23 protein-coding genes are annotated in these 26,705 nt (G+C 64.2%); 9 read left to right on the forward strand and 14 right to left on the reverse strand.

The features are described from left to right. Positions 1–817, reverse strand: an 817-nt coding sequence (rsmI, locus tag ADADOO_RS01150; protein ID WP_511274330.1) for a 16S rRNA (cytidine(1402)-2'-O)-methyltransferase, incomplete at its 3' end; no start/stop codon positions are given. A gap of 21 nt (positions 818–838) precedes the next feature. Between rsmI and ADADOO_RS01155 the strand changes: the two genes are divergently transcribed. From ADADOO_RS01155 to ADADOO_RS01180, 6 genes are all read left to right on the forward strand, one after another. Then, complete coding sequence (locus tag ADADOO_RS01155) at positions 839–1,201, forward strand: YraN family protein (RefSeq protein WP_511274331.1); 363 nt, start codon at positions 839–841, stop codon at positions 1,199–1,201. Next, the gene (locus ADADOO_RS01160) at positions 1,179–1,544 is read left to right on the forward strand and encodes an HIRAN domain-containing protein (protein WP_511274332.1); all 366 of its coding nucleotides are present in this window, start codon (positions 1,179–1,181) and stop codon (positions 1,542–1,544) included. The genes ADADOO_RS01155 and ADADOO_RS01160 overlap by 23 nt, the downstream gene beginning before the upstream one ends. Positions 1,545–1,585: 41 nt before the next feature. After that, positions 1,586–2,176 carry a phosphoheptose isomerase gene (locus ADADOO_RS01165; protein ID WP_511274333.1) on the forward strand — a complete coding sequence of 197 codons (591 nt, stop codon included), beginning with the start codon at positions 1,586–1,588 and terminating at the stop codon, positions 2,174–2,176. Further along, complete coding sequence (locus ADADOO_RS01170; protein WP_511274334.1) at positions 2,176–2,835, forward strand: BON domain-containing protein; 660 nt, start codon at positions 2,176–2,178, stop codon at positions 2,833–2,835. Before ADADOO_RS01165 ends, ADADOO_RS01170 begins: the two co-directional genes overlap by 1 nt. Before the next feature lie 64 nt (positions 2,836–2,899). Then, a complete protein-coding gene (locus ADADOO_RS01175) occupies positions 2,900–3,283 on the forward strand; it encodes a DUF6394 family protein (RefSeq protein ID WP_511274335.1) in 384 nt (127 codons plus the stop codon). 13 nt (positions 3,284–3,296) lie between these two features. Further along, positions 3,297–4,979, forward strand: coding sequence for a potassium channel family protein (locus ADADOO_RS01180; protein ID WP_511274336.1), 1,683 nt, complete (start codon positions 3,297–3,299; stop codon positions 4,977–4,979). A gap of 69 nt (positions 4,980–5,048) precedes the next feature. On the opposite strand, the gene ADADOO_RS01185 is transcribed toward ADADOO_RS01180, so the two are convergent. The 3 genes from ADADOO_RS01185 to ADADOO_RS01195 all read right to left on the reverse strand — a co-directional run bounded on the left by ADADOO_RS01185 (position 5,049) and on the right by ADADOO_RS01195 (position 8,972). After that, the gene (locus ADADOO_RS01185; RefSeq protein ID WP_511274337.1) at positions 5,049–6,893 is read right to left on the reverse strand and encodes a TRAP transporter large permease subunit; all 1,845 of its coding nucleotides are present in this window, start codon (positions 6,891–6,893) and stop codon (positions 5,049–5,051) included. A 149-nt stretch (positions 6,894–7,042) separates the two neighbouring features. Beyond that, the gene (locus ADADOO_RS01190) at positions 7,043–8,044 is read right to left on the reverse strand and encodes a TRAP transporter substrate-binding protein (protein WP_511274338.1); all 1,002 of its coding nucleotides are present in this window, start codon (positions 8,042–8,044) and stop codon (positions 7,043–7,045) included. A 25-nt stretch (positions 8,045–8,069) separates the two neighbouring features. After that, entirely contained in the window at positions 8,070–8,972 is a 903-nt protein-coding gene (locus ADADOO_RS01195; protein WP_511274339.1) for a TRAP transporter TatT component family protein, read from the reverse strand. A 127-nt stretch (positions 8,973–9,099) separates the two neighbouring features. Here ADADOO_RS01195 and rfaE2 point away from each other — a divergent pair, with 127 nt between their 5' ends. Then, positions 9,100–9,588, forward strand: a complete 489-nt coding sequence (rfaE2, locus tag ADADOO_RS01200) for a D-glycero-beta-D-manno-heptose 1-phosphate adenylyltransferase (protein ID WP_511274340.1) — start codon at positions 9,100–9,102, stop codon at positions 9,586–9,588. 471 nt (positions 9,589–10,059) lie between these two features. Here rfaE2 and ADADOO_RS01205 read toward each other — a convergent pair whose 3' ends face one another. The 5 genes from ADADOO_RS01205 to ADADOO_RS01225 form a co-directional block, all read right to left on the reverse strand. After that, positions 10,060–11,949, reverse strand: a complete 1,890-nt coding sequence (locus ADADOO_RS01205) for a potassium transporter Kup (RefSeq protein ID WP_511274341.1) — start codon at positions 11,947–11,949, stop codon at positions 10,060–10,062. Positions 11,950–12,009: 60 nt separating this feature from the next. After that, positions 12,010–12,858, reverse strand: coding sequence for an HDOD domain-containing protein (locus tag ADADOO_RS01210; RefSeq protein WP_511274342.1), 849 nt, complete (start codon positions 12,856–12,858; stop codon positions 12,010–12,012). Between the two features lie 67 nt (positions 12,859–12,925). After that, complete coding sequence (gene ssb / locus ADADOO_RS01215; protein WP_511274343.1) at positions 12,926–13,390, reverse strand: single-stranded DNA-binding protein; 465 nt, start codon at positions 13,388–13,390, stop codon at positions 12,926–12,928. Between the two features lie 12 nt (positions 13,391–13,402). Further along, positions 13,403–14,611, reverse strand: a complete 1,209-nt coding sequence (locus ADADOO_RS01220) for an MFS transporter (RefSeq protein ID WP_511274344.1) — start codon at positions 14,609–14,611, stop codon at positions 13,403–13,405. A gap of 163 nt (positions 14,612–14,774) precedes the next feature. Then, on the reverse strand, positions 14,775–15,584 hold the full coding sequence (locus ADADOO_RS01225) for a restriction endonuclease (RefSeq protein WP_511274345.1): 810 nt from the start codon (positions 15,582–15,584) through the stop codon (positions 14,775–14,777). 236 nt (positions 15,585–15,820) lie between these two features. Between ADADOO_RS01225 and uvrA the strand changes: the two genes are divergently transcribed. Both uvrA and ADADOO_RS01235 read left to right on the forward strand, forming a co-directional pair. Then, positions 15,821–18,643 carry an excinuclease ABC subunit UvrA gene (uvrA, locus tag ADADOO_RS01230; RefSeq protein ID WP_511274346.1) on the forward strand — a complete coding sequence of 941 codons (2,823 nt, stop codon included), beginning with the start codon at positions 15,821–15,823 and terminating at the stop codon, positions 18,641–18,643. Positions 18,644–18,714: 71 nt separating this feature from the next. Continuing rightward, positions 18,715–19,086, forward strand: a complete 372-nt coding sequence (locus tag ADADOO_RS01235; protein WP_511274347.1) for a diacylglycerol kinase — start codon at positions 18,715–18,717, stop codon at positions 19,084–19,086. A gap of 3 nt (positions 19,087–19,089) precedes the next feature. Here ADADOO_RS01235 and ADADOO_RS01240 read toward each other — a convergent pair whose 3' ends face one another. From ADADOO_RS01240 to ADADOO_RS01260, 5 genes are all read right to left on the reverse strand, one after another. Continuing rightward, positions 19,090–20,403, reverse strand: coding sequence for a GGDEF domain-containing protein (locus ADADOO_RS01240; protein ID WP_511274348.1), 1,314 nt, complete (start codon positions 20,401–20,403; stop codon positions 19,090–19,092). 52 nt (positions 20,404–20,455) lie between these two features. Beyond that, on the reverse strand, positions 20,456–21,166 hold the full coding sequence (locus tag ADADOO_RS01245; protein ID WP_511274349.1) for an ABC transporter substrate-binding protein: 711 nt from the start codon (positions 21,164–21,166) through the stop codon (positions 20,456–20,458). A gap of 139 nt (positions 21,167–21,305) precedes the next feature. Next, positions 21,306–24,668, reverse strand: coding sequence for a UvrD-helicase domain-containing protein (locus ADADOO_RS01250; RefSeq protein ID WP_511274350.1), 3,363 nt, complete (start codon positions 24,666–24,668; stop codon positions 21,306–21,308). 147 nt (positions 24,669–24,815) lie between these two features. Beyond that, positions 24,816–25,949: an ATP-binding protein gene (locus ADADOO_RS01255; RefSeq protein WP_511274351.1), complete on the reverse strand. Its 1,134-nt coding sequence runs from the start codon at positions 25,947–25,949 to the stop codon at positions 24,816–24,818. A gap of 175 nt (positions 25,950–26,124) precedes the next feature. Beyond that, positions 26,125–26,705 (reverse strand): response regulator (locus ADADOO_RS01260; RefSeq protein WP_511274352.1); only part of this gene is annotated, 581 nt, incomplete at its 5' end.

Here is a 26,705-nt window from a genome sequence, read left to right on the forward strand (position 1 = left end):
CGAGATCGTAGAGCGCGTTCTTGGCCATGCCGGTAATCGCCGCCGCGAGCTTGGCGGCCTGTTTGACCGGCAGCCCTTCTGCCAACAGCAATTTCAGAACGCGCTCGCCTTCGCCGCTCTCGGCATGGGCCGGGGCACCCGAGAGCATCAGGACGAATTCGCCACGCTGGCGGTTGGGGTCGGCCTTGAGCCATTCGAGCGCTTCGCCCGCCGGCAAGGAATGGATCGACTCGAACAACTTGGTCAGTTCGCGGGCAATGACCAGCGTGCGGTTGCCGAAGACGGTAGCTATGTCCTCGACCGTTTCGAGCACGCGGTGCGGCGCTTCGTAGAAGACCAGCGCGCATTCATGCTCGCGCAATTCCTCCAGGGCTTGCCGGCGCTGGCCGCCCTTGCTCGGCAGGAAGCCGTAGAACAGGAAATGTTCGTCCAGCAGGCCGGAGCCGGACAAGGCCGTCGTCGCGGCGCATGGGCCGGGCAGCGGAATAACCTTGCAGCCGGCGGCGCGGACGGCCGCGACGATGCGGGCGCCGGGATCGGAAATGCCCGGCGTGCCGGCGTCGGAAATGAGCGCCACGGCTTCGCCGGCCTGCAGCTTGTCGACGATGCGGGCAGCGGCTTCGTGTTCGTTGTGCTGGTGGGCCGGAATGGTCCGCGCCTGGGCGCCAAGTTGCTTGAGCAGCGGGCCGCTGTGGCGGGTGTCCTCGGCAGCGACCCAGGGCACGCTGCGCAGGATTTCCTCGGCGCGGCGGGTCAGGTCGGCGAGATTCCCGAGCGGCGTCGGGACGACATACAATGCGACGGGCTCTTCCATCATTCTTTCGTCATTATTTTCAAGATGCAGGCAAAGACCAACGATACCACCACGACGCGCGGCCGCGAAGCCGAAGAACGGGCGGCGCGTTATCTCGAATCCCACGGTCAACCGGTAATTTCGCGCAATTTCCGAATCCGCGGCGGGGAGATCGACCTCATTTGCCGCGATGGCAAGGTGCTGGTTTTTGTCGAAGTCCGCCAGCGCAGCCGCAGCGATTTCGGCGGCGCCGGGGCGAGCATCACGGCGAGCAAGCGCCGCCGCATCGTCCTCGCTGCCCAGCATTACCTGCTCGGCAAGCGGGATTGCGACTGCCGTTTCGACTGCGTGCTGATTGATGGCGAGCAGCTCGAATGGATCAAAAATGCGTTTTCTGCTGACGATTAGCCTGGCCTTGTGGCTGGCGGTGGCGCAGGCCGACAGCGTGCGCATGCTGGTCCAGAATTCGCCGCTGGCCGGCAGCCAGTATTACGCGCTCGGCGATTTCTGGGGCGAGATCAAGGTTGGCGACGCCCTGGCCCTGATCCGCGAGCCCGACAACAAGCACGACCGCAACGCCATCCGCGTCGAATGGCGCGGCCACCAGCTCGGCTACGTGCCGCGCGCCGAGAACCGCGCCGTGGCCGCCGCCATGGATGCCGGCGAGCGGCTGAGTGGCCGCGTGTCGTCGCTGAGCGACAACAAAAATCCATGGCAACGACTGGCGTTCGAAGTCTTCGTCGAGCTGTGAGGTAGAATGCTTTCACTTCTAGCCCCAACCCATTGAACGATATGGATTTGATTGCCCGCGTTGCCCAGCATTTCGAAGACAGCGCCCAAACCAAGCTGAACGCCGTCGACATGATGGCGGCCCCGATTGCCGCGGCGATCGAAACGATGACCAACTGCCTGATCAACGGCGGCAAGATCCTGGCCTGCGGCAATGGCGGCTCGGCCGGCGATGCCCAGCATTTCGCCGCCGAGCTGATTGGCCGTTTCGAGGCCGAACGGCAGGAACTGGCGGCCATCGCGCTGACCACCGACACCTCGATCATCACCGCCGTCGCCAACGATTACTCGTTCAGCCAGATTTTCTCCCGCCAGGTGCGCGGCCTCGGCCATGCCGGCGACGTGCTGCTGGCCATTTCGACCTCGGGCAACTCGGCCAACGTTATCGAAGCCATCAAGTCGGCCCACGAACACGACATGCACATCGTCGCGCTGACCGGCAAGGGCGGCGGCCTGATCGGCGACATGCTGCGTGACGACGATATTCATCTCTGCGTGCCGGCCGAGCGGACGGCGCGAATCCAGGAAACCCACCTGCTCGTCATCCATTGCCTGTGCGATGGGATCGATGCACTCTTATTGGGAGTCGAATGATGCAAAAAACCAAACTCACCCTCGCCGCTGCGGCGCTGATCCTTGCCCTGCCGATGCTCCAGGGCTGCGTCCCGGTCATTGTCGGCGGCGCTGCGGCCGGCGTCATGTCGGCCCATGACCGGCGCTCGACCGGCACCCAGGCCGATGACGAAACGACCGAGTGGAAGGCCAGCAATCACGTTGCCGACCAATACAAGACCTTCTCGCACCTCAATTTCACCTCGTACAACCGCCGTGTCCTGATCACCGGCGAAGTGCCGAACGAGGAAGCCAAGGCCGCCATCGAAGCCGAAACCCGCAAGCTCGACGGCGTGCGCGAGGTGTACAACGAACTCGGTGTCGGCCCGGCCTCGTCGCTCGGTAGCCGCAGCACCGATTCGTACATCGACTCCAAGGTCAAGGCCCGGCTGGTCGACTCCAACCAGATTTCGGCCAACCACATCAAGGTCGTCACCGAACGCGCCATCGTCCATCTGATGGGCATCGTCAATGCCCGCGAGGCCAAGGTCGCTGTCGATGTCGCGCGCACCACCTCCGGCGTCAAGAAGGTCGTCAATGTGCTGGAAATCATCGGTGACGAGGATACCCGCCGCCTCGACAACCAGACGCTCGGCGCCCGCACCCCGCCGCCAGCCAGCGCCCCGGTCGAAAATCGCTGATTTTCCGGGTTGACCGTGGAACCCCGGCCAGCAAGAGCCGGGGCAGCGCAAGGGGGAAAGAACAATGAATCTCGAAAAGGTCATCTTCGGCTTCTTCATCGTGCTGGCGGCGACGCTGAATTTCGGCTTCTTCATCGGCGACATCGAACGCCCCGAGTTGCACAGCGTCTATGAACTGGCCGCCGCGCTGGTCGTCAGCCTGATCGCCACCGCCCTCAAATTCGGCGACCGCACGCAGATCGGCGCCATCCACCTATCGACCAGCCTGGTCGCCGACCTGCAGCTAATCGCCGCCGCCATCACCTGGGGCGTTGCCGAGCACATCACCGGCGTCGGCATGACGGCGCATGTCACCTCCAGCGTCGTTTCACTATCCGGCGGTGCGCTGTTCGCCAACATCGTCTCGGTCATCATCCTCATCGTCGAAACCGTCATGCTGCGGCGCTAGCCGGGAGCCGCGCGTGAACAGCGCCTTCTTCCTTGTCCTCCGCCGCATGCGGGCGCCGATCATCGGCCTGATCGTCATCTACGCCATTTCGATCATCGGCCTGACGCTCGTTCCCGGCGTCGACGCCGAGGGCCGGGTGGCCCCGCCGCTCAGTTTCTTCCACGCTTTCTATTTCGTCAGCTACACGGCAACGACCATCGGCTTCGGCGAAATCCCCGGCGCCTTTTCCGACGCCCAGCGCCTGTGGGTCACGGTCTGCATCTACCTGACCGTCGTCGGCTGGTCGTATTCGGTCATCACGCTGATCGCCCTGCTCCAGGACAAGGGCTTCCAGAACACGCTGACGGCCAACCGCTTCGTGCGGCGCGTCCGCCGGCTCAAGGCGCCGTTCTACATCGTCTGTGGCTGCGGCGAAACCGGCAACCTGATCGCCCGCACTTTCGACCGCATCAACCAGGCCTTCGTCGTCCTTGAAAAAGACGAACTGCGCGTCGAGGAACTCGATCTGCAGGATTTCAAGACCGACACCCCGGCCCTCGCCGCCGACGCCAGTCGGCCCGACAACCTGCTGCTGGCCGGTCTCAAACACCCGAAATGCCGCGGCGTACTGGCCATCACCAACGACGAGCAGGCCAACCTGGCCATCGCCATCGCCGTCCGCCTGCTCAACCCCGGCATCCCGATCATCGCCCGCGCCCGCACGGCATCGACCATGGCCAACATGGCCTCGTTCGGCACCGACCACATCATCAATCCTTTCGAGCGTTTTGCCGACCATCTGGCCCTGGCCGTTGCCGCCCCCGAGCGCTTTCGCCTGATCGAGCTACTCACCAGCCTGCCCGAAAGTCCCACCCCAAAACCGCACCGCCCGCCGCGCGGCCACTGGATTCTGTGCGGCTACGGCCATTTCGGCCATGCCGTGGCCGATCGCCTGCGCGACACCGGCATCACGCTGACCATCATCGACCCGGCGGCCAAGGATGCCGACCAGCAGTTCGTCGGCGACGGCACCGAAGCCATCACCCTGCGCCAGGCCGGCATCGAAACGGCCTCGGGCATCGTCGCCGGCAGCGACAACGACGTGAACAACCTGTCGATCGCCGTCACGGCCAGCGAAATCAAGCCCGAACTGTTCGTCGTGACACGCCAGAACCACGCTGCCAACAGCGCGCTGTTCACCGCCTACGGTGCGGATTTCACCGTACTGCCCAGCCGCATCGTCGCCCAGGAATGCATCGCCATCCTCACCGCGCCCCTGCTCGCCCGCTTTCTCGAACGCCTGCACAGCCTCGATGAAAACCATTGTCGGCAGTTGGTCGAACGCCTGCACGCCGAGTGCGGCGGGCTAACCCCGGCCGTCTGGGACATCCGGCTGAATGCCGCCGAAGCCCCCGCCGCCTGGCGGGCCCTGATGCACAATCGGTCGATTCGCCTCGGCCACCTCCTGCCCGACGGCGCCGACCGCAGCCGCCGTCAGCCCGCCGTCCCGCTGCTCGTCGAACGCGGCCCCGACTGCCACCTGCTACCGGGCGACGATTTCCCGTTGCAGGCCGGCGACCAGCTATTGATGGCCAGCCCGCTGCGCGCCCAGCGCGACCTCGAACTGACCCTGAAAAACGCCAACGAACTGGACTTTGTCCTGACCGGCCGGGAAAACTCGGGCAGCCTGCTCGGTCGCCTGCTGGCGGCCCGCTAGGCAATCAGCCGTGGTCAGCCATGGCCATGGCCATTCCCACACCCCAAGAGTGCTTCCTGCGGGGCGCGGTCAACCGTAAAAACCGGCCATTTTCGGCAACCAGGTCGCCAGCCAGGGCAAGGCCGAAATGATCAGCGCCCCGATGAACATGGCGAACACCGCGGGCAAGACCGCAGCAGCGACGTAGCGGATCGGCTTGCCGAACATCGCCGAGGCAAAATAGATGTTCATGCCGGCCGGCGGGCAGAGAAAACCCATCTCAATATTGGCCAGGAAAATCACGCCAAAGTGCACCGGATCAATGCCGTAGGCGAGCGCCACGGGCAGCAGCAGCGGGACGAGAACGACGATGGCCGCGTAGATTTCCATCAAGGCGCCGGCCAGTAGCAGGAAGACGTTAAGCGCGATGAGGAAGGCGAACTTGTTGGGCAGCACCGACTGCACCCACTCGATGGCCGCGTCGGGAATGCCGGCATCGACCAGGTAGTTGGTCAGACCGAGCGCCATGCCGAGGATGAGCATGATGCCGCCGATGACCTCGGCGCAATCGACAAGCGTCTTGCGGAAATCCGGCCAGTCGAGTTCGCGATGCGCGACGGACTGGGTGAGCAGCGCGTAGATGGCCGTCAGCGCGGCGCTCTCGGTCGGCGTCGCGAGGCCGCTGACCAGTGAGCCGATGGCGACGACCGGCGCCAACAGCTCCCATTTGGCGACCCACAGCGCGCAGCCCAGACTTTTCGATTTTGGCTCATTTTCCCGGTTGACCGTGGCATCGCTCATCGACGCTGCAACAACGCCGCCCCGCCGCAGATAACCGCCGACCAGCAGCAGGCAGGCGACCATGAGCACGGCCGGCAGCACGCCGGCCAGGAACATGGTGTTGATCGGCACGCGGGCGATGATGGCGACCATGATCAACGGCACCGACGGCGCCAGCAGCACGCCGAGCGCGCTGGCGCTGGTCACCAGGCTGATGCCGCGCGGCTCGGGAAAGCCGGCCTTGGTGAGCAGCGGCAGCAGCAGGCCGCCTAGCGCCAGAATGGTGACGCCGCTGCCGCCGGTGAAGGCGGTGAAAAACGAGCAGAGCACCGCTGCCGCGATCGCCGTGCCGGCCACGCCGCTGCCGAAGGCCGCCGTGAACACCTCGCCGAGGCGCGCCGCGGCGCCGGTCCGGGCGAAGAGCAGGCCGGCCAGCGTGAACAAGGGTAGCGCCGGCAGCGAAGGATTGACCGTGATCTGGTAGTGGCTGAGCGGCACCGAGGCGAGCGGCTGGCCTTCGCTCCAGAACAGCGCCAGGGCCAGGCCGCCGAGCACAGCGAAGATCGGCGCGCCGCAAAAGAGGATCAGCGTCAGCCACAGGGTAAAGGGCCAGATCGGCAGGGTGCTGCCGTCGAAATGCTGGGCAAAAAGGTAACCGGCGACCGGCAAGGCCAAGGCAAGAACAATGCGGCCAGCCAGGTTAGCCGTGAGGCGCGAGGCGAGCTTGAGGCCAAGCAGAGCGAAGCCGAGCGGCATGGCAATTTCGAACATCCAGCCGGCGACACCGTAGGCGATGTCGCGCGGCATTTCCATTTCCGTGGCGACAAACGTCCAACTCGCCTGTGCCAGCATGCCGCACAGCACGGCGGCGCTGGCCTTGCCGAAAAGCACAGCGCTGTTGCGAACCAGCGGTTTGGCCGAGGCGGTGAAGCCGGCGCCCAGCGCACTGAGGTGCAGGCCACGTTCGGCGAGCAGCGCGCCGAACATGGCGAGCAGCAATCCGCAGTGCTGGACGAGCACCGGCGCGTTATCGATGCCCGAACCGAACAGCGGGCGCAGAACGATTTCGAGCAGCGGCACGAGTAGCATGACGAGCAGCGCGCCGCCAGCAATCAGCGCGTCGAATTCACCGAAACGGCGCATGAGGGGATTCATTCTAAAAACCTCGACGCAGAGGCGCAGAGACGCGGAGAAAAACGCAAAAACATTTTACGAAACTCACCTCCTTGGCTTCCCTCTGAGTCTCCGCGCCTCTGCGTTTCAAGCAAATTTTTCCGGTTCATACCGTGCAAAACCAATACCGGTTACTTCTTGCCAGCGCGGAAAGCCTTGAGCAGCGCGACGACTTCGTCAAACTGCTCGGCCGGCACGAGCTTGCCGCGGATGCGCGGGTAGAGCCCGTCGGCCAGCGCATTCCATTCCTTCATCTGCTCGGCATTCGGCTTGTTGACCGTCAGGCCGCGCTTTTTCATCGCCTCGACCGCCTCGTCGACCTCCTGCCGGGCCTTGGCGCGCAGTTGAACGCCGGCCTTGGCACCGGCTTCGCGGACGATGACCTGGCCTTCCGGCGTCAGCTCATCCCAGGCTTTTTTGGTGATGATCAGGGCGCCGACAATCGGCGACCAGTTGAGGTCCAGCATGTGGTTGGCCGTCGTGTAGATCTGCGTCGCCAGCGCGAAATACGGCGTCGACGGCACGGCGTTGATCATGCCGGTCTGGATGGCCGGCAGGATGTCGGCCGTTTCCAGCGGCACCGGCGTGTAGCCGAGGTTCTTCATGATTTCCTGCTGGTCGGCCTCGGCGCCCCAGGCAAAGAACTTCATGCCCTTGAAATCGTTCGGCGCGAAGGCCGGCGTCTTGCTGAAAAAGCGCACCCAGCCGGCATCGCCCCAGGCGAGCACGACAAAACCCTTTTCGAGGAATTTCTTCTCCATGGCCGGGCGCATCTTCTCGCGCACGTAATCGACCTCCTCCCAGCTCTTGAACATCATCGGCATGTTCTGCAGCGCGGCAATCGACGGCTCGATCTCGCGCAGCCCGACCACCGAGAGCAGTCCGCCCTGCAACTGGCCGATGCGCATGCGGCGCACCATGTCCGTCTCGCCCCCCTGGCTGCCATCCGGATAAACGAGATACTTGCCTTGGCCGCCCTGCGCCGTGCGCCAGGCTTCGCCGAGTTCCATGAGCTGACGGTGGTAGAGCGAATTCTTCGCGGCCAGCGTGCCGATACGCAACTGCTTGTCGGCGGCAAAGGCATTGAGGGCAAGCACGGCGCCGAGCAGGAGCGCAGCCAGTCTGGTTTTCATTGTTCTCTCCGGGAAATCGGGTCGTTCAAAACAGGTCGGGCGCCTGCTCCAGCAGCCATGCGGCACGGCGACGCATGACTTCGTTCTGCAGGGCCTGCGGGCTGTCCGGCGCATCCTTGATGGCCACGGCCTGCTGGAGCAGCGACTCGAACAGCGCGCGATCGCCGGCCGGCTGGGCGTAGCCCTCGGCCTTGCCGACCAGCGCGCCGGCACTCGTGCCGCCGCCCTGGGCAATCGCCTGGTCGTACCAGACCAACGCCTGTGCCTGGCTGCCGCCCGGGCGTGACGCCTCGAAAGTCGCCAGCAAACCGGTCAGCCCGCCCTGCCCCCAGGCTGGATCGGCCTGCCAGGCCAGTTGTGTCAGGCGCACGGCCAGCGGCAGATCGGCGACCACATCGGGATCATCCTTCGACAGCGAAATCCAGCCGCCCCACGAAGCCGCCGCCCAGTAAGCGAGGCCGACCTGAGCCGGCGCCAGCGTCGGCCAGTCGGCCGCCTGTGGGGCATGGAGGGCGCGGACGAAACCGGGAATTTCCTGTTCCAGCGCCGCCATCGCATGCCGATGCGCCCGTCGATAAAGCAGCGCGGCGCGCTGGCGCAGTCGCTCGGCGGCCCTGGCATCCTTGGCCTCGATGCGGTCCGCCTCGAAAGCGACGAAAGCGTAGGCGTACTGCGTGAAGCCACCGGCCACCGACTCGGCCAGCCCACGATGGCCGGGGTCGCTGCGCAGCACGGATTCAGACAGTTTCAGGTAAAAGGCGCTCGCCTCGCGGGCCAGATCGAGATCGTTTTCGCTGGCCTGGCCTTGCCCCGCCAGTTCGTCGGCGATGCTGCCGACGACCAGTTGGCGTGGCGAACAGGCCGTCAGCAAGACGCTGGCAAGCAGCGCAACGAGAGCCAGAAAGGTGCTGCGCCGAGACAAGGGCAATTGAATTCCGCTGGGTTCGATGGAGTGCCCTGCACACTAGCCAGCCGATGTTACGTCGGGATGACAGGCCGCGCCGACAGCCAAACGCCACTAAAATGACGACCTGTCCTCAACCCGTGATGTCGCCATGACCTACGCCGCCCCCCGCTTCGAAACGAAAATCTGCCCGCCCGAGCAGTTGACCGCCAGAGTCGCCCAGCTCGCCCGCCCCCTGGTCTTCACCAACGGCTGCTTCGACATCCTGCATCGCGGCCATGTCACCTATCTGACGCAGGCCGCCGCCCTCGGCGCCAGCCTGGTGGTGGCGCTCAACACCGACGCCTCGGTCAAACGCCAGGGCAAGGGCGACGACCGACCGGTCAACGCGCTCGAAGACCGCCTGGCCGTGATGGCGGCCCTCGAATGCGTCGCGCTGGTCACCTGGTTCGACGAAGACACGCCACTACAGCGCATCCTCGAATGCCGGCCGGACATTCTCGTCAAGGGCGGCGACTGGCCGGTGGACAAGATTGTCGGCTGCACCGAGGTACGCGGCTGGGGGGGAACGGTGCACTCCATACCCTTCATTCACCAGAAATCGACGACGGCATTGCTGGAGAAGATTCGGCGGCTTTGATCAGGCGCTGATTTTTTTGCGCCAATGGCACGGGCGAGGTTTCGCGCCTGATGCACGGGCCTACTTTCTGGCTTGGGGTTCCGCCCTTGAGGGGCGTCTCACTTTTTCTTGCTTCGCCAAGAAAAAGTAAGCAAAAAGAAGGCGACCCTGGGTCGGTGCCGGCTGCGCCGGTTCCCTGCGCTACTCGGTGCTGGCGGGGGCTGCGGAACTCGGGCTTCGCCCTCAGACAGTCCTCGCCCTTTATCCGCCAGCCCCTGCGTTGCTCGGCACCTCACAAGGGACCCGGTAAGGCGTCCGTGGTTGAGCAGGGGATTTCATTTTTTGGCCTTTTTCCCGGTTGACCGTGGGAATCAGTTCTTTGCAGCACATCGGTCGAGCATGGACGCCTTTGGCGGAACCCCAAGCTCAAATTCCGGACTGCCGCCGGAAAAACAACGGACCCTGCGCTACAGGCGCCCCTCGCGCCCGAAGCTACAACACGACCTGCGTCCCGAGCTCGACCACCCGATTACTCGGAATCCTGAAAAACGCCGTCGCCGACCCCGCGTTGCGGAACATGGCCACAAAAATCTTCTCCCGCCAAAACGCCATGTCCGAACCAAGCCGGGGAATCAAGGTTTCGCGGCCGATGAAATATGAGGTCTCCAGCGGACTGAACGCCAGCCCGGCATCGGCACACAAGGCCAGGGCCGCCGGCACATTGGGCTCGTCCTTGAAGCCGTACTGGATGATGACGCTCCAGAAATTTTCCTTGAGTGGCCGCACTTCGACGCGGTCGATGTCGGGCACGTAGGGCACGTCGAAGAACTGCACCGAGAGCAGCACCACCCGTTCGTGCACCACCTTGTTGTGCATCAGGTTGTGGAGCAGCGCATGCGGCACGCCCTTCGGATCGGCGTTAAGAAAAACCGAGGTGCCGGCAACGCGGGTCGGCATCGACGTGCCGAGCGAGTCGAGGAACATCGACAGCTCCAGACGCTCGCCTTGCAGGCGGTCAGAGAGCAGCTGGCGACCGCGCTTCCAGGTCATCATGACGATGAAGATGGCCATCCCGGCGAGCAGCGGGAACCAGCCGCCATCGGGAATCTTGAGAACGTTGGCAGCAAGAAAGACGAGCTCGACCGCGAGGAAGCAGGCGAAGATCAGCCCGGCCTTGAACCAGCCCCATTGCCAGACCTTGGCGACAACCACGGTGGCGAGAATGGAGGTGATCACCATGTCGCCGGTCACCGCGATGCCGTAGGCCGCTGCCAGGTTGTTCGACGATTTGAAGCCGAGAACGAGGATCATCACGGCAACCATCAGGCCCCAGTTGACGGCCGGCAGGTAGATCTGGCCCTGCTCTTTGTCCGACGTATGCTGCACTTCCATGCGCGGCACAAAACCGAGCTGCATGGCCTGGCGCGTCACCGAGAAAGCCCCGGAAATGACGGCCTGCGAGGCGATCACGGTGGCCAGCGTGGCCAGCACGACGAGCGGGATCAGCGCCCACTCCGGCGCCGACAGGAAGAAGGGATTCTTGGCCGTTGCCGGCTCGGCCAGGATCTGCGCGCCCTGTCCGAAATAATTGAGAACCAGTGCCGGCAGCACGAAGGCGAACCAGGCACGGGAAATGGGCTTGCGGCCGAAGTGGCCCATGTCGGCGTAGAGCGCCTCGGCCCCGGTCACGGCGAGCACGACATTACCCATGGCGACCAGCGACATGGCCTTGTTTTCGAGCAGGAATTCGATGCCGTACAGCGGGTTGATCGCCATCAGGATGCCCGGATGTTCGACGATATTGTGCAGCCCGAGCAGCGCCAGCACGGTGAACCACAGCATCATGACCGGCCCGAAAAAGGCGCCAACCTTGGCCGTGCCGCTCCGCTGGACGAAGAACAGACCAAACAGGACGAGCATGGTGATCGGGATGACGAAGGATTTGAAGGCCGGCGTGATGATCTCCAGCCCCTCGACGGCGGAGAGCACGGAAATCGCCGGCGTCACCATGCCGTCGCCGTAGAACATGGCCGCCCCGAGGACGCCGAAAATCATGATGAGCCGGGTCTGCTTCGGCTTATTCTGGGCCGTGTGCAGGGCCAGCGCGATGAGCGCCATGATGCCGCCCTCGCCGCGGTTATCGGCGCGCATGATGAAGCAGACGTACTTGATCGAGACGACGACAATGAGCGCCCAGAAGAAGAGCGACAGGCTGCCGTAAATGTTGCCGACGGTGACCGGGATAGGATGGTTGCCGGCGAAGACCTCCTTCACCGCGTACAGCGGGCTGGTTCCGATGTCGCCATAGACCACACCGAGAGCAGCCAGGGCCAGCGCGGCAAAGCGCTGGCCGGAAATGTCCACCTCGTGATGACTGCCCATCAATCCCGCTCCCTGTCGATTCGGCAGTCTACTGACCGGTCTAGCTCAACGCCCCGGAGTTTAGCCCCCGAGCGCCGCCTTCAGCGAATGCACTTCCTCTTCCGACTCTTCGACGATCTCGGCCAGCGCATCGGCATCGAAAAGCGTGTCGAGAATCGAGGTATCGATCTCGCCGTCGAGTTCCTTGTCGCGCCAGCTCGACGTCCGGTTGGCGATCTTGTTGGCGATGAACAGGACGTTGGAGAGGTTGTCGATGGCCTTGATTTCGCGCTCGGTTTCGTGATCCCGAACCGCTTCGAGCACCGATTCCGGCAAGCCCATCGCCGACAGCAGGGCGTGACCGATGTTGTCGTGCCAGCCAACCAGCAAGGCATGCAACTCGACCTTGTCGTTGACCAACTCGGGGAAGTTGGCGGCACGCGACATCAGATAGAAGACGCCGAGATCGTGCACCAGGCCGGCAAACATCGCCTCGTCACCGTTGATCCGGGCCTTCTTGCGGGCCAGCACGCGACACAACGCGGCGACGTGCGAGGTGTGCTCCCACAGCCGATGGGAAATTTCCTCGAACGGCTGCATCTGCTTCGATTTGAGCAATTGCTCCATGGCCACGGCGAACGACACCGTGCGCACGGCTTCCATGCCGACGCGGACGATGGCGCTCTTGACGTCGGCCACTTCACGACCGCTCGGGTTGAGTGCCACCGAATTGGCCATGCGGATGATCTTGGCGCTCATCAGCGGCTCGGCACCGACCAGCTTGGCCAGTTGTTCGACGTTCAGATTCGGGTCCTTGAGCGCGGCACGCACCTGGAAGGTGATGTCGAGGAAGGTCGGAAAAGTGATTTCATTGCCGGAAAGATCCCGGGCGATGTCCTCAAGAATCTTGAAGGTGACGGCGCTGGCCATGCTGGTTTACCTCTGGGTAAAAAGGGAATTGCACCGCATCACACGAGCAGCGCAAGCAGTTCCATTTTTAAAACGGGATGTCGTCGCCGAGATCGTCGAAGGACGGTTTCGGCTTGTTCTTGGCCGGCGCTGGCGAATAATCAGTCGGTTCGCTGTCGTAAGCGCCACCACCGCCGCCGGCCGGAGCGCCCATACCCTGGCGCGAGCCGAGCATGGTCATCTGGTCGCCGCGAATTTCGGTCGTGTATTTCTCCTGGCCATCCTTGTCGGTCCATTTGCGCGTGCGAATGCTGCCCTCGACATAGATCTGCGAGCCTTTTTTCAGGTACTGCCCGCAAACTTCGGCGGTCTTGCCAAAAAAAGACACGCGGTGCCACTCAGTCACTTCCTTGCGCTCGCCGCTGGCCTTGTCGCGCCAATTGTCGGTCGTCGCCACACTCAGGTTGCAGATCGCGTCACCGCTTGCGGTATAGCGCACCTCAGGATCACGCCCAAGGTTGCCGACGAGAATCACTTTATTTACCGATGCCATTGCCCCTGTCTCCTAAGCAGTTTGGGTCGCCGCGGCGGCAAGGCGCCGTGGCGGAAAATTCATTGAGTTTGCTACCACTAGCCAGACCAGAATCAGCCCGGTGCAGGCAGCAAAAACCGCATTATCGCCGAAATTCTGCGCAATATAGCCGCCGGCTGCACCGCCGACGAATAGCCCGATCGCCTGCGTCGTGTTGTAAACCCCGAGCGCCGCGCCCTTGGCGGCAGGCGGCGCCGTGCGCGAGACGAGCGAAGGCAACGTCGCTTCGAGCACGTTGAAGGCAACGAAGAAAAGGACCAGCCACAGGGCCAGCGCCCACAGGCTGGCGCTGTAGAGAAGCAGGCCGGACTGAACGACGACAAGCAGCGCGATGGCAGCGAGAAAAATCGGCCGCATCTTGTCCTTGCGCTCGGCAGCAATGATGGCCGGAACCATGATGGCAAAGGAAAGGAGAACGGCCGGCAGGTAAACCTTCCAGTGCGCCGCGGCTTCCAGCCCGCCATGATTGACCAGGGCGTGCGGAAGGACGACAAACATGGCCATCTGCGTCATGTGCAGGACAAAGATGCCAACATTGAGGCGAATCAGGTCCGGATCGAAAAGCACCTGGCGCAGCGGCAGCTTCTCATGACCAAGCGGCGGCGGGGCCGGCGGCACGGTCTTGAGTAGCAGGACGATGGCGGCCAGGGCGAGCACGCCGGTCATGATGAACAGGCCGGCCATGCCGATCCAGCCGTAAAGGATGGGGGCGCCGACCAGCGACAGCGCGAAAACGAGGCCGATCGACGAGCCGATCATGGCCATCACCTTGGTCCGGTGCTCCTCGCGCGTCAGGTCGGCGGCCAGCGCTGTTACGGCGGCCGAGATGGCGCCCATGCCCTGCAGCACGCGACCAATGATGATCCAGGTCATGTCCGGCGCCCAGGCGGCGACGAAACTGCCCAGCGCGAAGACGAGCAGGCCGACGACGATGACCGGCTTGCGCCCGAAAATATCCGAGGCGATGCCGTAGGGAATCTGGAAGAAGGCCTGCGTCAGCCCATAGGCGCCAAGCGCGAAACCGACCAGCGCCAGGTTGTCGCCGCCGGGCAGCGTTTTCGCATAGACCGAAAACACCGGCAGGATGAGGAAAAGCCCGAGCATGCGCAGGGCGAAGATGGAGGCCAGGGAGGCGCCGGCGCGGCGTTCCTCGGGGCTCATGCGGTCGTTGGGGGAGGCCATTGTCGTTTTTAATTGTTGCATTGCAGCGAAGCGGCCATATTAGCAGGTTTGGCGAAGCGGCAACGCGACTCGGCGAGGCCCACGGTCAACCGGAAAAAGCGGCCAAAATCGAAACGCTCCGGCCAGTGGCGCGCCACCTGACCCGTGACCGAACCGGCGTCGCCTAGACTTCCCGACGCCCCTGGCAGGCCGGGAAACTGGTGCACCCCCAGTCGTCCTGGACGGTGGTTCCGCCCCGCTTTTTCATCCGCCGCATCATCACCTTGCCGCAATTCGGGCAGGCCGGCGGCGCCGGGTCATGGCGACGCCGGGAGAACATCGGAGAAATGCTGACTTCGCCGGTGCTCGACGCACTCACTTTCTTGATCAGCCGCCGCAAGGAGTCGGCCGGGATGACGCGAATCGAGCGGCCCAAGGCGGCTTTTCTCGCCTCATCGGTAAGCCGGCCGGCGGCCACGATGAACCCGCCCATGGCCCGTTCGGCGCTGATCGCGGCCGACAATTCGCGCACAACGAGGGCATTGACGGCTTTTTCCTGCCACCGACGGCAATGCACGAGATAACGGTCGCGCCCCATAAACAACTCGAGATCGACGCAGCCCTGATGCAAAGACCCGGCGCGCTCGGCAACCAGAAAGCCTTCGCGCCGAAACGCTTCGGCGACCAGTTTTTCGACATCATGAAGACTCATCCGCGCCAACGCATCGGACGTCGGGCTGACCATCTCTACCGGATCGACCGGGCCCCGACGGTGCATGAAAGAGATCAGCGCGAGAATCAACAGCAAGCCTGGCACGATGTACTGCGAAAGGCTGGACAGATGGTCATCGCCGCCCTTGCCGAGGACCATCGGTGCGGCAAATTCGTGGAAAAACCAGTAGGCGATCAGGGCCAGCAGCCCGCCAACCTGCCAGGGCAGGCTTGTTGCCAGATTGATGGCGCCGGCCAGCGGCGGACACACTTTCCGTGCCATGAAAAATCCATAAAAAATGTTTTGCGCATATTTTGAAGGCTCATCGCCGAAGCGGCAAGCTCCGCAGTAAAAGAGGGCCTCTCCGTGATTTTAAAAATTCGCTCTTTTCCCGGTTGACCGTGGGATCAGCGCCGGGGGCACGGAGTGGCAATTTTCAATTGAAAGCAAACGAAGCCGGGGCGAACCCGGCTTTTTTGCGTATAGTTTCCCCTTCCCCAAACAGCGAAAAAACAGCGATGGAATTCATCCGCATTCGCGGCGCGCGCACCCATAATTTAAAGAACATCAACCTCGATCTGCCGCGTAACCAGCTCATCGTGATCACCGGGCTGTCCGGCTCGGGCAAGTCCTCGCTCGCCTTCGACACGCTGTACGCCGAGGGTCAGCGGCGTTATGTCGAATCGCTTTCGGCCTACGCCCGGCAGTTTTTGCAGCTCATGGAAAAGCCCGATGTCGACCTGATCGAAGGCCTGAGCCCGGCCATTTCCATCGAACAGAAGGCCACCTCGCACAACCCGCGGTCGACCGTCGGCACCGTTACCGAAATCCACGATTACCTGCGCCTGCTCTTCGCCCGCGCCGGCACGCCGTATTGCCCCGACCACAACCAGCCGCTCGAAGCGCAGACGGTGTCGCAGATGGTCGATTCGGTCCTCGCCCTGCCGGCCGAAACCCGGCTCATGATCCTTGCCCCGGTCATCGCCAACCGCAAGGGCGAGCAGCTCGACCTGTTCACCGAACTGCGCGCCCAGGGCTTCGCCCGCGTTCGCGTCGACGGCACGGTCTATGAAATCGACGACGTGCCCAAGCTGGCCAAGACGCACAAGCACACTGTCGATGTCGTCGTCGACCGCCTGAAAGTGCGCGACGACATGCGCCAGCGCCTGGCCGAATCGTTCGAAACGGCCTTGCGCCATGCCGAAGGCCGGGCCATCGCGCTCGAGATGGACGACGGCAAGGAGCACATGTTCTCCGCCAAGTTCGCCTGCCCGGTTTGCTCGTATGCCTTGCAGGAACTCGAACCCCGCCTGTTTTCCTTCAACAACCCGATGGGCGCCTGCCCGAAGTGCGACGGGCTCGGCGTCATCCAGTTCTTCGACCCCAAGCGCGTCGTCACCAACCCGGCCGCCTCGCTGGCGGGCGGGGCCATTCGCGGCTGGGACAAGAAGAATCAGTTCTATTTCCAGATCATCGAATCGATCGCCGAGCACTACGGTTTCTCGGTCGACACGCCATGGAGCGAGCTGCCAGATAAGTTCCAGAAGCTGATCCTCTACGGTTCGGGCAGCGAGGCGATCAATTTCCGTTACCTCAACGAAAAGGGCACGCGCTTCGACCGCAGCCACAGTTTCGAGGGCATCATCCCCAACCTCGAACGGCGCTACCGCGGCAGCGAGTCGAATGCCGTGCGCGAGGAATTGTCGAAATACGTCAGCAGTTCGGCCTGTCCGAGCTGCGCCGGCACCCGGCTGCGCGTCGAGGCGCGCCACGTGCGCGTTGGCGAAAAGACGCTGCACGACATCAGCCGCCTGCCGCTTGGCGAGGCGCGCAATTACTTCAATTGCCTGACGCTCGCCGGCAACAAGGCGCAGGTCGCCGACAAGATTTTGAAAGAGATCACCGCCCGCCTGAGCTTCCTGATCAACGTCGGCCTCGACTACCTGTGCCTCGAACGCTCGGCCGAAACGCTGTCCGGCGGCGAAGCGCAGCGCATCCGGCTGGCCTCGCAAATCGGCTCGGGGCTGACCGGCGTCATGTACGTCCTCGACGAACCCTCCATCGGCCTGCACCAGCGCGACAACGACCGCCTGCTGCAAACGCTCAAGAACCTGCGCGACATGGGCAACTCGGTTCTGGTTGTCGAGCATGACGAAGACGCCATCCGCAGCGCCGATTACGTCGTCGACATCGGCCCCGGTGCCGGCGTCCATGGCGGCGCCGTCGTCGCTCAGGGCACACCGGCCGAAGTTCAGGCCAACCCGCTGTCGATGACCGGCGACTACCTGTCCGGCCGCAAATCGATTTCGGCGCCCAAATCACGTCGACCGCAAGATCCGAACAAACAACTCAAAGTCGTCGGCGCCTACGGCAACAATTTGAAAGACGTCACGCTCGAAATCCCCGGCGGCCTGCTCACCTGCATCACCGGCGTTTCCGGCTCGGGCAAATCGACGCTCATCAACGACACGCTCTACGCCGCGGCCGCCCGCCATCTCTACGGCTCGACGACCGAACCGGCGCCGTACAAGGAAATCATCGGCCTCGAACTGTTCGACAAGGTCATCAACGTCGACCAGGCCCCCATCGGCCGCACGCCGCGCTCCAACCCGGCGACCTACACCGGCCTCTTGACGCCGATCCGCGAACTGTTCGCCCAGGTGCCCGAATCCCGCGTGCGCGGCTACGGCCCCGGGCGTTTCAGTTTCAACGTCAAGGGCGGGCGCTGCGAAGCCTGCCAGGGCGACGGCATGATCAAGGTCGAAATGCACTTCCTGCCCGACATCTACGTGCCCTGCGACGTCTGCCACGGCAAGCGCTACAACCGCGAAACGCTGGAAGTCCAGTACAAGGGCAAGAACATTTACGACATCCTCGGCATGACCGTCGAGCAGGCCCGTGAGTTCTTCGACCCGGTGCCCAATATCGCCCGCAAGCTGCAGACGCTGGTCGATGTCGGCCTGAGCTACATCACCCTCGGCCAGAGCGCGACCACGCTATCCGGCGGCGAGGCGCAGCGCGTCAAGCTGGCCCTCGAACTCTCCAAGCGCGACACCGGCCGCACCCTCTACATCCTGGACGAACCGACCACCGGCCTGCATTTCCTGGACATCGAAATGCTGCTCAGCGTCCTCCAGCGCCTGGCCAACAACGGCAACACCATCGTCGTCATCGAGCACAACCTCGACGTCATCAAGACCGCCGACTGGATCGTCGACCTCGGCCCGGAAGGCGGCGACGGCGGCGGCCGCATCCTCGTTGCCGGCACCCCGGAACAGGTCGCCAAATGCAAGGCCAGCCACACCGGCCGCTTCCTCAAGCCGCTGCTCGACAAGAAATAGCCAGAAACGATGCTCCCACGATCAACCGGAAAAAACGGCCAAAATTCAAAACACCGGAGTAAGGCAGGACGATGAGCGCCGCCGAACTCAAAGGCAAACGCGGACTGCGCCGGCTGATCAACGCGCTGGGCTACTCGCGCGACGGCATTGCTGCGGCCTGGCGCAACGAAGCCGCCTTTCGCCAGGAAATCGGGCTCGCCGCCATCGCCCTTCCACTGGCCATCACCCTCGGCAAAAGCGGCGTTGAACGGGCTTTGCTCCTTGGCAGCGTCGTCCTCATCCTGATCGTCGAAATCCTCAATTCAGCGGTCGAAGCCGTCGTCGACAAGGCGTCGCCCGAGAAGAGCGAACTGGCCAAGCGGGCCAAGGACATGGGCAGTGCCGCCGTGCTGCTCAGCCTGCTCAACGCCGCTGCCGTCTGGATCTGCCTGCTCTGGGGCTGAATCTCAGAACAGCCTGGCCGTTTGCGTATCCGCTTCGCTGGCGACCACCGGCGTCGGCGGGGCGCACTGCACGACCCGATTGCGGCCGAGGCGCTTGGCTTCGTAGAGCGCCTCGTCGGCATGCTTGAGGGCGATTTCGATCGGGCATTCGCTGGCATCGGCCAGCCCAATGCTGACCGTGGCCTTGATCGCGCGGCCATCGGGCAACGGCACTTCCATCGCATCACAACGCGCCCGCAGCCGTTCGGCCAGCTTTTGCGTCTCGGCCAGGCCGATTTCCGGGAACAGGAAGGCGAACTCCTCGCCGCCGTAGCGGCAGACCAGATCGGACTGCCGCAAGGTGTCCTGAACCAGGCCGGCAAAGGCGCGCAGCACGGCATCGCCGGCGGCATGGCCGTAGGTGTCGTTGAGCTTCTTGAAGAGGTCGAGATCGGCCATGGCGACCGTCACCGGCCGGCGATAGCGCTGGGCGCGTTGCAACTCGACTTCGGCCGATTGCATGAAATGGCGGCGGTTCATCAGCCCGGTCAAACCGTCCTTGTTGGCCAGGTTTTCAAGCACCTGCCGGGTTTCGTCGTTCTGGATAAGCAGGGCGTGGTGTTCGCGGATGGATTCTTCGACGGCCTGGATTTCAAGCATCGTCGACGGTTTGAATTCGGGCGCCGGACGGTCGGCACTCAGCGTCGACAGGGCAAGGTTGATCTGTTGCAGCGGTTGAATCAGGTGACGGCGCACGAGAATCATGAAGCCGAGCAGGAAAACACCAACCAGCAGCAGCGCCATCATCAGCTTGGAACGCGCCAGTTTCATCGCGCTCTTCGCCACCTCGAGATCGCTATTGGCCAGATTGATGCCCTGCACCGAGACGTCATCGACCTGAACGCCGAGGCGCGCCGCCAGGCGTTGCCACTCGTCGTAACGGCTTGCCGGACGGCGTTCGTCGGCCATCGACTGGCGCACGACCTCGCCAAGGAACTGCTCGGTTTCGCGCGCCAAGCGGGCGGCGCCTGGATGTTCGAGAATGCTCGGGTGGCTGGCGATCAGCGTCACGACGAACATCGATTGCTGGCGCGAGGCATGCGAACTGACGGCGAAGATGCGTTCGCCCTCCTGGCGAAGCTGTTCGAGATTCCGCGCCAGGCGCTGGAAACGGATGATTTCCGGCACCGTCTGCTCCTGTAGCCGGCTGGTGGCGTCAATGACGCGCTGCTGGTCGAGCCCGAGCAACACGACAGCAGCCCCGAAGGCAACCATGAACAGGGCCGCCAGCAGGGCAAAGGCCCAACCGGCGCGGACCGCCTGGAGCGGCTTGATCACGACAAGCCTCGGACAGCCCGACAACGGACTGGAAATGGAGAGATCGCTGGCATCAACTCACCCGAAAGGGTAAAAACCGGGAATTGATCCGATCATACGTCCCATTGCGCTTGATGCGATCGAGCGCCGCGTTAATTTCTTTTTGCAATTCAGGCCGGTAGGGCGAAATGGCAAACGAGGCATCGCCGCCCAGTTCGGGGGCATGGATGACCGTCGCGTCCAACCCCAGTTTCCGGAAGGCCGCCACTTTCTGCAGGTTGAGGGCCGAGATCATCGGCACGAGGACGGCCTGGGCCTGGCCGGAAATGAGCGGTTCGGCCAGTTCGCCATGGGTCGCCACGGCGTTCATTTCCCAGCCTTGTTTGCGGCCATAGGCCTCCTGTACCGAGCCGACGACGGCCGCGACCCGCACCCCGGCCTGGCCCGGAACGACGCCCGGCCGCGCCAGCCAGAGCGACATTGAGCGGTAATACGGCTTGGCAAACAGCATCTTGGCGCGCCGCTCCGGTGTTTCAAGCAAGCCAACGGCGGCGATGTCGGCCTTGCCCTGACTAATGGCGGGGAGCAGCGCGCTTTGCGTGACGACGTCGAAAGCGCAATTGACGCGCATTTCGCTGCACACGGCGCGGGCAACCTCGACACTGAAACCGGTCAATTGGCCGAAGCGGTCGCGAAACGACATCGGCGGCGCATTGTCGAGAACCAGCACACGCAGCGCGGCCGGGTCAGCCGCCAGCGCCCCGCTGCCAGGACTGGCGGGCATTGCGCACCACAACAGGAAGAGAAGCGCAGCGCGAGACATTGTCTTCGGAGAGTTTCGAGCGGAGCGAAATTATAGTCGAAATGAATATGACAAACGCCCCGTCGTTACCCTAGTCAACGCCACGCCGGCAAGGCCTGAATCAGGGAGCGAGTTCGACCAGCCGCCCCTGCAGCGGAAAGAAAATGGCCAGCCTGAGCGGCAGCGGCGATTCGGCGAACAGCCCGGCATAGCGTGCGAGCTGCGGCCGGTAGCTTTCGGCGCGCTGCGCCAAGTCGGCCTCGGGCAGGCGCACCGTCTTGTAGTCGATGATCCAGCGGCAACCGTCGGCGACGAAAATACGGTCGATCACATGGTTGACCGTAGCATCGCCCTCGGCGCTGCTCCACGCTTGCTCGGCGGCGGCCTCGGGATGATCGGCAAGGACCCAGCGCCCGCTGTCGGAAGCCAGCGTGGCATGCAACGCCGCAATGACTTCCGCCGCGCCGCCGGCCGCCTCTTCCTCGCCATGACCCTGGTTGCACAGCCAGCGCTGGCCGGCTGGCTGGAGCGTGGCGACTCTGGCTGGCGACCAGTTTTCCAGCCCGTTTTTCGCCATCAGTTCGAGGTAGCGATGAACCAGCGTGCCGACCGAGGCTTCGAGCGACAGGCCGGACTCCGCTTCGTCGAGATCGAGCCGGTTGTCGGCCGGGCGCAGGCCTTCGGGCAAAGCGCCAAGGCCAGCCGGCAGCATGGTTTCACGCAGGCGAACGAGGGGCGGGATGAAGCTCGCCGGGTCGATGCCGGGGCTGGTCGGCGGAATGGCCCCGCCCCCCGCCAGCGCCCCGGCGAACACCGGCTGAGCAAGGCCCGGCCAGAGCAGATGGAGCAGCGTGCCAGCGGCGGGTGGCTTGAGGCCGTCGTCCTTCTTGTCATCGGCGACGGCGACGCCGAGCAGGTGCAGCTTGCGGATGGCGCGGGTGGCGGCGACGTAGAGCAGGCGTTCATCCTCGTGGGCGGCACGTTCGGCTTCGAGCTTTTTGAGGTAGTCGTAGGCGGTCGGCTCGCCGTTGCCGGCGCCCTTCTGTTTCATCGGCGCGACGAGCAGGTGTTCGTCGCCATCGGCGCCGGCCACTTCGTCCCAAAGCAGCAGGCTACTCTCGTTGCCACCGATGCCGCGGTCGAGGCCGGGCAGGATCACGGTGTCGAATTCAAGGCCCTTGGATTTGTGCACGGTCATCATCTGCACGGCATCGCCGAGCGGGTCGGACGGGGCATAGAGTTCAGCGGCATGGGCCGCCAGCGTTTCGGCGCTCAAGTTGCGGCTGGCGACGAGCTTGTCGACGAGCTTGAAGAAGGCATCGACGTCGTTGAGCGCCTCGGGCGCTTCGAGGCAGCGCGGCCCGCCGAGCATGAGCCAGACGCCTTCGAGCCAGCGCCGTGGATGCTGGCGGGCGCGGCCGGCGAAGGCCAGTTGCAGGACTTCGCGGACGTGCAACAGGCGTTTTTGGCCGTCGGCGGACAAGCGGGCGACTCGGGCGTCGTCCTGCATCAGTTGCCAGATCGTCGACTTGCGGTCGTCGGCGGCCAGCCCATGGAGGTCGGCCAGCTTGAGGCCGCAGCACGGGGCGCGCAGGAGCGCCAGCCAATGCACGCGGTCGGCGCGGTGATGCAGGGCGCAAAACAGGGTGAGCAGGTCCTGGACATGCTGGCGGCCGTCCAGACCTTCGATGTCGACGGCCTGGAAGCGCAGATCCGGCGCACTGCGGCGGATTTCGCCGACGAGCGCGTCGAGGTGACTGCGGGCGCGGACGAGGACGGCGATGCGCTCGTCCGGGGCTTCGCGGCGCGCCTGCTGGATGATGGCCAGAATGCGGCAGGCTTCTTCGCCGAGGGCATCCGAGCCGTCGCGTTCGATAACCGGATGCACCTCGACGCCACTATCGGCGCGCGCCGGTCGGGTTGCCGCCGATTCGGCGTAGCGCACGGCGCCGGCCTCGGGGCTGTCGGCGGCCGGGAAGATGCTCGGGAAAGCCGAATTGACCCAATCGACAATGCCCGGATACGAGCGGTTGTTGCGGAACAGGCGCAGGTGGCCGAGGCGGATGTCGCCGATGCCGCGCTCGCGGACGCGCAGAAACAAGCCAACGTCGGCCTTGCGGAAGCGGTAGATCGACTGCATCGGGTCGCCGACGACGAACAGCGTCCGGCCGTCGTCCGGCATCCAGCCACGCGTGAGCTTTTCGATGAGCTCGACCTGGGTCGGGCTGGTGTCCTGGAATTCGTCGACGAGCAGGTGACGAATGCGGTAATCGAGCGCCTGGGCCAGATCGGTCGGCGCCTCGTCGTCACCGAGGGCCATCCCGGCGCGGGCAGCAATTTCGATGAAATCGACCTCGCCGGCTTCCTGGAAGGCCAGCCACAACTGCCCGGCAGCCAGCCGGAGCAGGCGCGAGAAGCATTCGACGGTAGCCCATTCGGCCGTACTCAATTCCGGCTGCGGCAGCTTGCCGAGCATGGCCAGCGCGTCTTCCAGCCCGGCGACGCCGCGCAACTCGGCGAGCAGTTCGAGCATGGCCTTTTTCTGGTCGGCAAATTCCTTGTCGGCCGGGAAACCGATGCGTTTGTCGACCGTTTTGCGAATCGTCCCGGTGCCGGTCATGAGCAAGGCGGCCACCGCCTGCCAGCGCGGCAAATCGGCAATGCCCACGGTCAACCGGACATTCCAGTCAAAAATGAAATCGAGCGTTCCCGGCACATTGGCCGCGGCAAAGCGGGCCAGCGGCATGAGCAGGCTTTGCCGGCGGCCGTCGAGCCGATCGCCGACAACCGCCAGATCGCGTTCGATAAGCGCCGCAAACCCGGCCTCGACCTCGGCCTTCAGCGCCCCGCTTTCGATGCGCGAGGCGTGCTGCAGCCACTGGTCGCGCCGGCCGAGCATCGAAACCAATAGCTTTTCCAGACGACCGGCATTGTTGTCCATGAAGGCCAGCGCCTCGGCCACGATGTCGGCATCGACACCGCCGGCTTCGACCATTTCGAGCGTCCGCCGCGCCGCCGTCGCATAGTGCGCCTCGGCATCCTCGGCGACGCCGGGCTGGGCGCCGAAGCGGCTGAGGTAAGGCATCTGCCGGGCCAGGCTGGCGCACAGGGCATCGAGCGTCGTGATGCGCAGCCGCCCGGGATGACCAAGCAGCTGCCAGCCTTGCGCCGCGTCGTGGGCGAGCACCTTTTGCGCCAGCTCGAAAGTCTGTTGTTTGTGTGGCTCGGCCGGCAAATTGCCGCTCGCCGCCCGCTCCAGACTGCCGAGGATGCGGTCGCGCATCTCGGTCGCCGCCTTGTTGGTGAAAGTCAGCGCCAGCACTTCCTCGGGATGCGCAACGACAGCCAGCAGGCGCAGGTAGCGCTGGGTCAGCAGCTCCGTCTTGCCGGCACCGGCCGGCGCCTCGACGATGAAGGACGCGAGTTCCAGCGCCCGCTGGCGGGCGATATCGTCCTCCTGCAGGCGGTCGACCGGAGCCGTCATTCTGGGAACCTCGGTTGAAGACAGACGCTTTCGACGCAGAGGCGCGGAGACCCAGAGAAAACTGGTTCCCTCTGCGTTACCTCAGCTCCCTCTGCGCCTCTGCGTTGAAGTCCTTTGTTTTTCCGGCTCGTCAGGCTTAGGGTCATCTCAGGCATCCAGTCGGCGCAGCCACGGTGCGGCATCGGTGATATGTACGGCTTGCCGGTACTCCTCCTGACGCAAGTCGCGCACTAGCTGGATAGCCTCGGCCTGCGGAAACTTGCCGGCAAAACCGACCAACCCACGGGCCAGCGTCGCGTCGGCCAGTTTGCATTCAATCAGATGCGTCAGCTGATTCTCTTCGCTCAGCACGAAATCGACTTCCGCACCGTCCTTGGTCCGGATGTAATGCAGGCCGGCCGCCTTGCCCAGCGCATCCTGACGAAAATGCACATGCTTGAGCAGCATCGCGGCGACGGCGTTCTCGAAACGCACACCGTCGTCGCCACGGACCAGACCGGTATCGAAAAAATAAACTTTGGGCGTCTGCAGGATGGCGCGCGCGATGTTGTGATGCCAGGGCTGCACGGTGAACACAATGTACAGCGCCTGCAAAATGTCGAGGTAACGCTTCAGCGTCACCGGCGAAACGGCCAGGTCGCGGGCGATGGAGGCCAGCGACAGGGGCGAACCGACCCGCTCGCGCAGCAGTTCGACAAACAGGCGCATGGTGTTGATTTCGTGCAGCCGGGAAAACTCCAGCACATCCTCGCGGATCAGGTCGGTGAAATACTGGCGCCGCCAACGCTCGGCATCCTCTGGCCGTTCCGCCAGGCAGGGCTCCGGAAAGCCGCCGCGCTCGAGCAGGCGGGCCAGCGCTGCCTCGGGCGTGCCACCCTGCTGCTCGCACCATTCGCGCACCGAGACGGGGTGCAGGCGAAAGGCCAGGTAGCGCCCGGCCAGCGAATCGCCACTCTGGCGCCAGGTCTCCATCCGCGCGCTGCCGGTCACGATCAGGGCCTGCTCCGGAGAACGACCGTCCACCATGCCTTTCAGCCAGTTCTTCCAGTCCGGCACCTTGTGGATCTCGTCCAGCGCCAGCAAGCCGGCTTTCGGATTCCAGCTCTGCCGCTGCAAGATGGCCCGATCCGGCGCGACATCCCAGTTCAGATACTGCGCCCGGTCATAGCCGCTCATCAATTGCCGGCACAGCGTCGTCTTGCCCACCTGCCGCGGGCCGGTCAGCAACACCATTTTGCGCCGAAGATCAGTGGCGACAAGATCATTCAGGTAACGCTTCATGCCGACTATTTTATATGGCACTGTAAAATAGTCGCCACTTTTTTACACCCTGAATCAGTTCGGTCGGCCCCCTTGAGCGCCATCATCACTGGATGCCAACGCCCCCGCCGGCAATCGCCGGCGCCCGGCCAAGCCCAGCGGCGGCAAGCCCTGCCGCCGGAGGCGCCGCTTCGCCTCAAGCCACGGTCATCGGGTGGCCGGAACTGCGCCTCAGCGCCTTGAGCACCGTCGCGAAAAGCTGGCCCGGCGGGCTGGGTTTGGCGAGAAAGTCATCCATCCCGGCGGTCAGGCAACGAGCCTTATCCTCGGCGAAGATGTTGGCGGTCACCGCCACGATGGGCACGTGGCCCCGGCCGGGCATGGCGCGAATCTGCCGCGTCGCCTCCAGGCCGTTGAGATTGGGCATCTGCATGTCCATGAGAATCAGGTCGTAGTTCCCGGCGGCCACCTTGCGCACGGCCTCATGGCCATCGCTGGCGACATCGACGGCCAGACCGAGCGCATCGAGCATGGCGCTCGTCACCTCGCGATTGACCGGCTCGTCATCGACCAGCAGAATCCGCCGCCCCGGGAAATCCCGGCTCAGCACCTCCTCGGCGGACTCGCCGGCACTGCCCTGCGGCAACACGACCCCGGGCCGGCCTTTTTTGAGCCGGGCGGTGAACCAGAAGACGCTGCCCTGCCCCGGCGTACTGTTCATCCCGGCCGCGCCGCCCATCATTTCGGCCAGTTTGCGGGTGATGGCCAGGCCGAGGC

The sequence above is a fragment of the Azonexus sp. genome, from assembly GCF_036170495.1.
GTDB lineage: Bacteria > Pseudomonadota > Gammaproteobacteria > Burkholderiales > Rhodocyclaceae > Azonexus.

What these genes read in the sequence shown, in the direction of transcription:
- ADADOO_RS01155 (WP_511274331.1), top strand. Translation starts at nt 839, where the DNA reads ATGCAGGCAAAGACCAACGATACCACCACGACGCGCGGCCGCGAAGCC.
- ADADOO_RS01160 (WP_511274332.1), top strand. Translation starts at nt 1,179, where the DNA reads ATGCGTTTTCTGCTGACGATTAGCCTGGCCTTGTGGCTGGCGGTGGCG.
- ADADOO_RS01165 (WP_511274333.1), top strand. Translation starts at nt 1,586, where the DNA reads ATGGATTTGATTGCCCGCGTTGCCCAGCATTTCGAAGACAGCGCCCAA.
- ADADOO_RS01170 (WP_511274334.1), top strand. Translation starts at nt 2,176, where the DNA reads ATGCAAAAAACCAAACTCACCCTCGCCGCTGCGGCGCTGATCCTTGCC.
- ADADOO_RS01175 (WP_511274335.1), top strand. Translation starts at nt 2,900, where the DNA reads ATGAATCTCGAAAAGGTCATCTTCGGCTTCTTCATCGTGCTGGCGGCG.
- ADADOO_RS01185 (WP_511274337.1), bottom strand. Translation starts at nt 6,893, where the DNA reads ATGAATCCCCTCATGCGCCGTTTCGGTGAATTCGACGCGCTGATTGCT.
- ADADOO_RS01190 (WP_511274338.1), bottom strand. Translation starts at nt 8,044, where the DNA reads ATGAAAACCAGACTGGCTGCGCTCCTGCTCGGCGCCGTGCTTGCCCTC.
- rfaE2 (WP_511274340.1), top strand. Translation starts at nt 9,100, where the DNA reads ATGACCTACGCCGCCCCCCGCTTCGAAACGAAAATCTGCCCGCCCGAG.
- ADADOO_RS01205 (WP_511274341.1), bottom strand. Translation starts at nt 11,949, where the DNA reads ATGGGCAGTCATCACGAGGTGGACATTTCCGGCCAGCGCTTTGCCGCG.
- ADADOO_RS01210 (WP_511274342.1), bottom strand. Translation starts at nt 12,858, where the DNA reads ATGGCCAGCGCCGTCACCTTCAAGATTCTTGAGGACATCGCCCGGGAT.
- ssb (WP_511274343.1), bottom strand. Translation starts at nt 13,390, where the DNA reads ATGGCATCGGTAAATAAAGTGATTCTCGTCGGCAACCTTGGGCGTGAT.
- ADADOO_RS01220 (WP_511274344.1), bottom strand. Translation starts at nt 14,611, where the DNA reads ATGGCCTCCCCCAACGACCGCATGAGCCCCGAGGAACGCCGCGCCGGC.
- ADADOO_RS01225 (WP_511274345.1), bottom strand. Translation starts at nt 15,584, where the DNA reads ATGGCACGGAAAGTGTGTCCGCCGCTGGCCGGCGCCATCAATCTGGCA.
- uvrA (WP_511274346.1), top strand. Translation starts at nt 15,821, where the DNA reads ATGGAATTCATCCGCATTCGCGGCGCGCGCACCCATAATTTAAAGAAC.
- ADADOO_RS01235 (WP_511274347.1), top strand. Translation starts at nt 18,715, where the DNA reads ATGAGCGCCGCCGAACTCAAAGGCAAACGCGGACTGCGCCGGCTGATC.
- ADADOO_RS01245 (WP_511274349.1), bottom strand. Translation starts at nt 21,166, where the DNA reads ATGCCCGCCAGTCCTGGCAGCGGGGCGCTGGCGGCTGACCCGGCCGCG.
- ADADOO_RS01250 (WP_511274350.1), bottom strand. Translation starts at nt 24,668, where the DNA reads ATGACGGCTCCGGTCGACCGCCTGCAGGAGGACGATATCGCCCGCCAG.
- ADADOO_RS01255 (WP_511274351.1), bottom strand. Translation starts at nt 25,949, where the DNA reads ATGAAGCGTTACCTGAATGATCTTGTCGCCACTGATCTTCGGCGCAAA.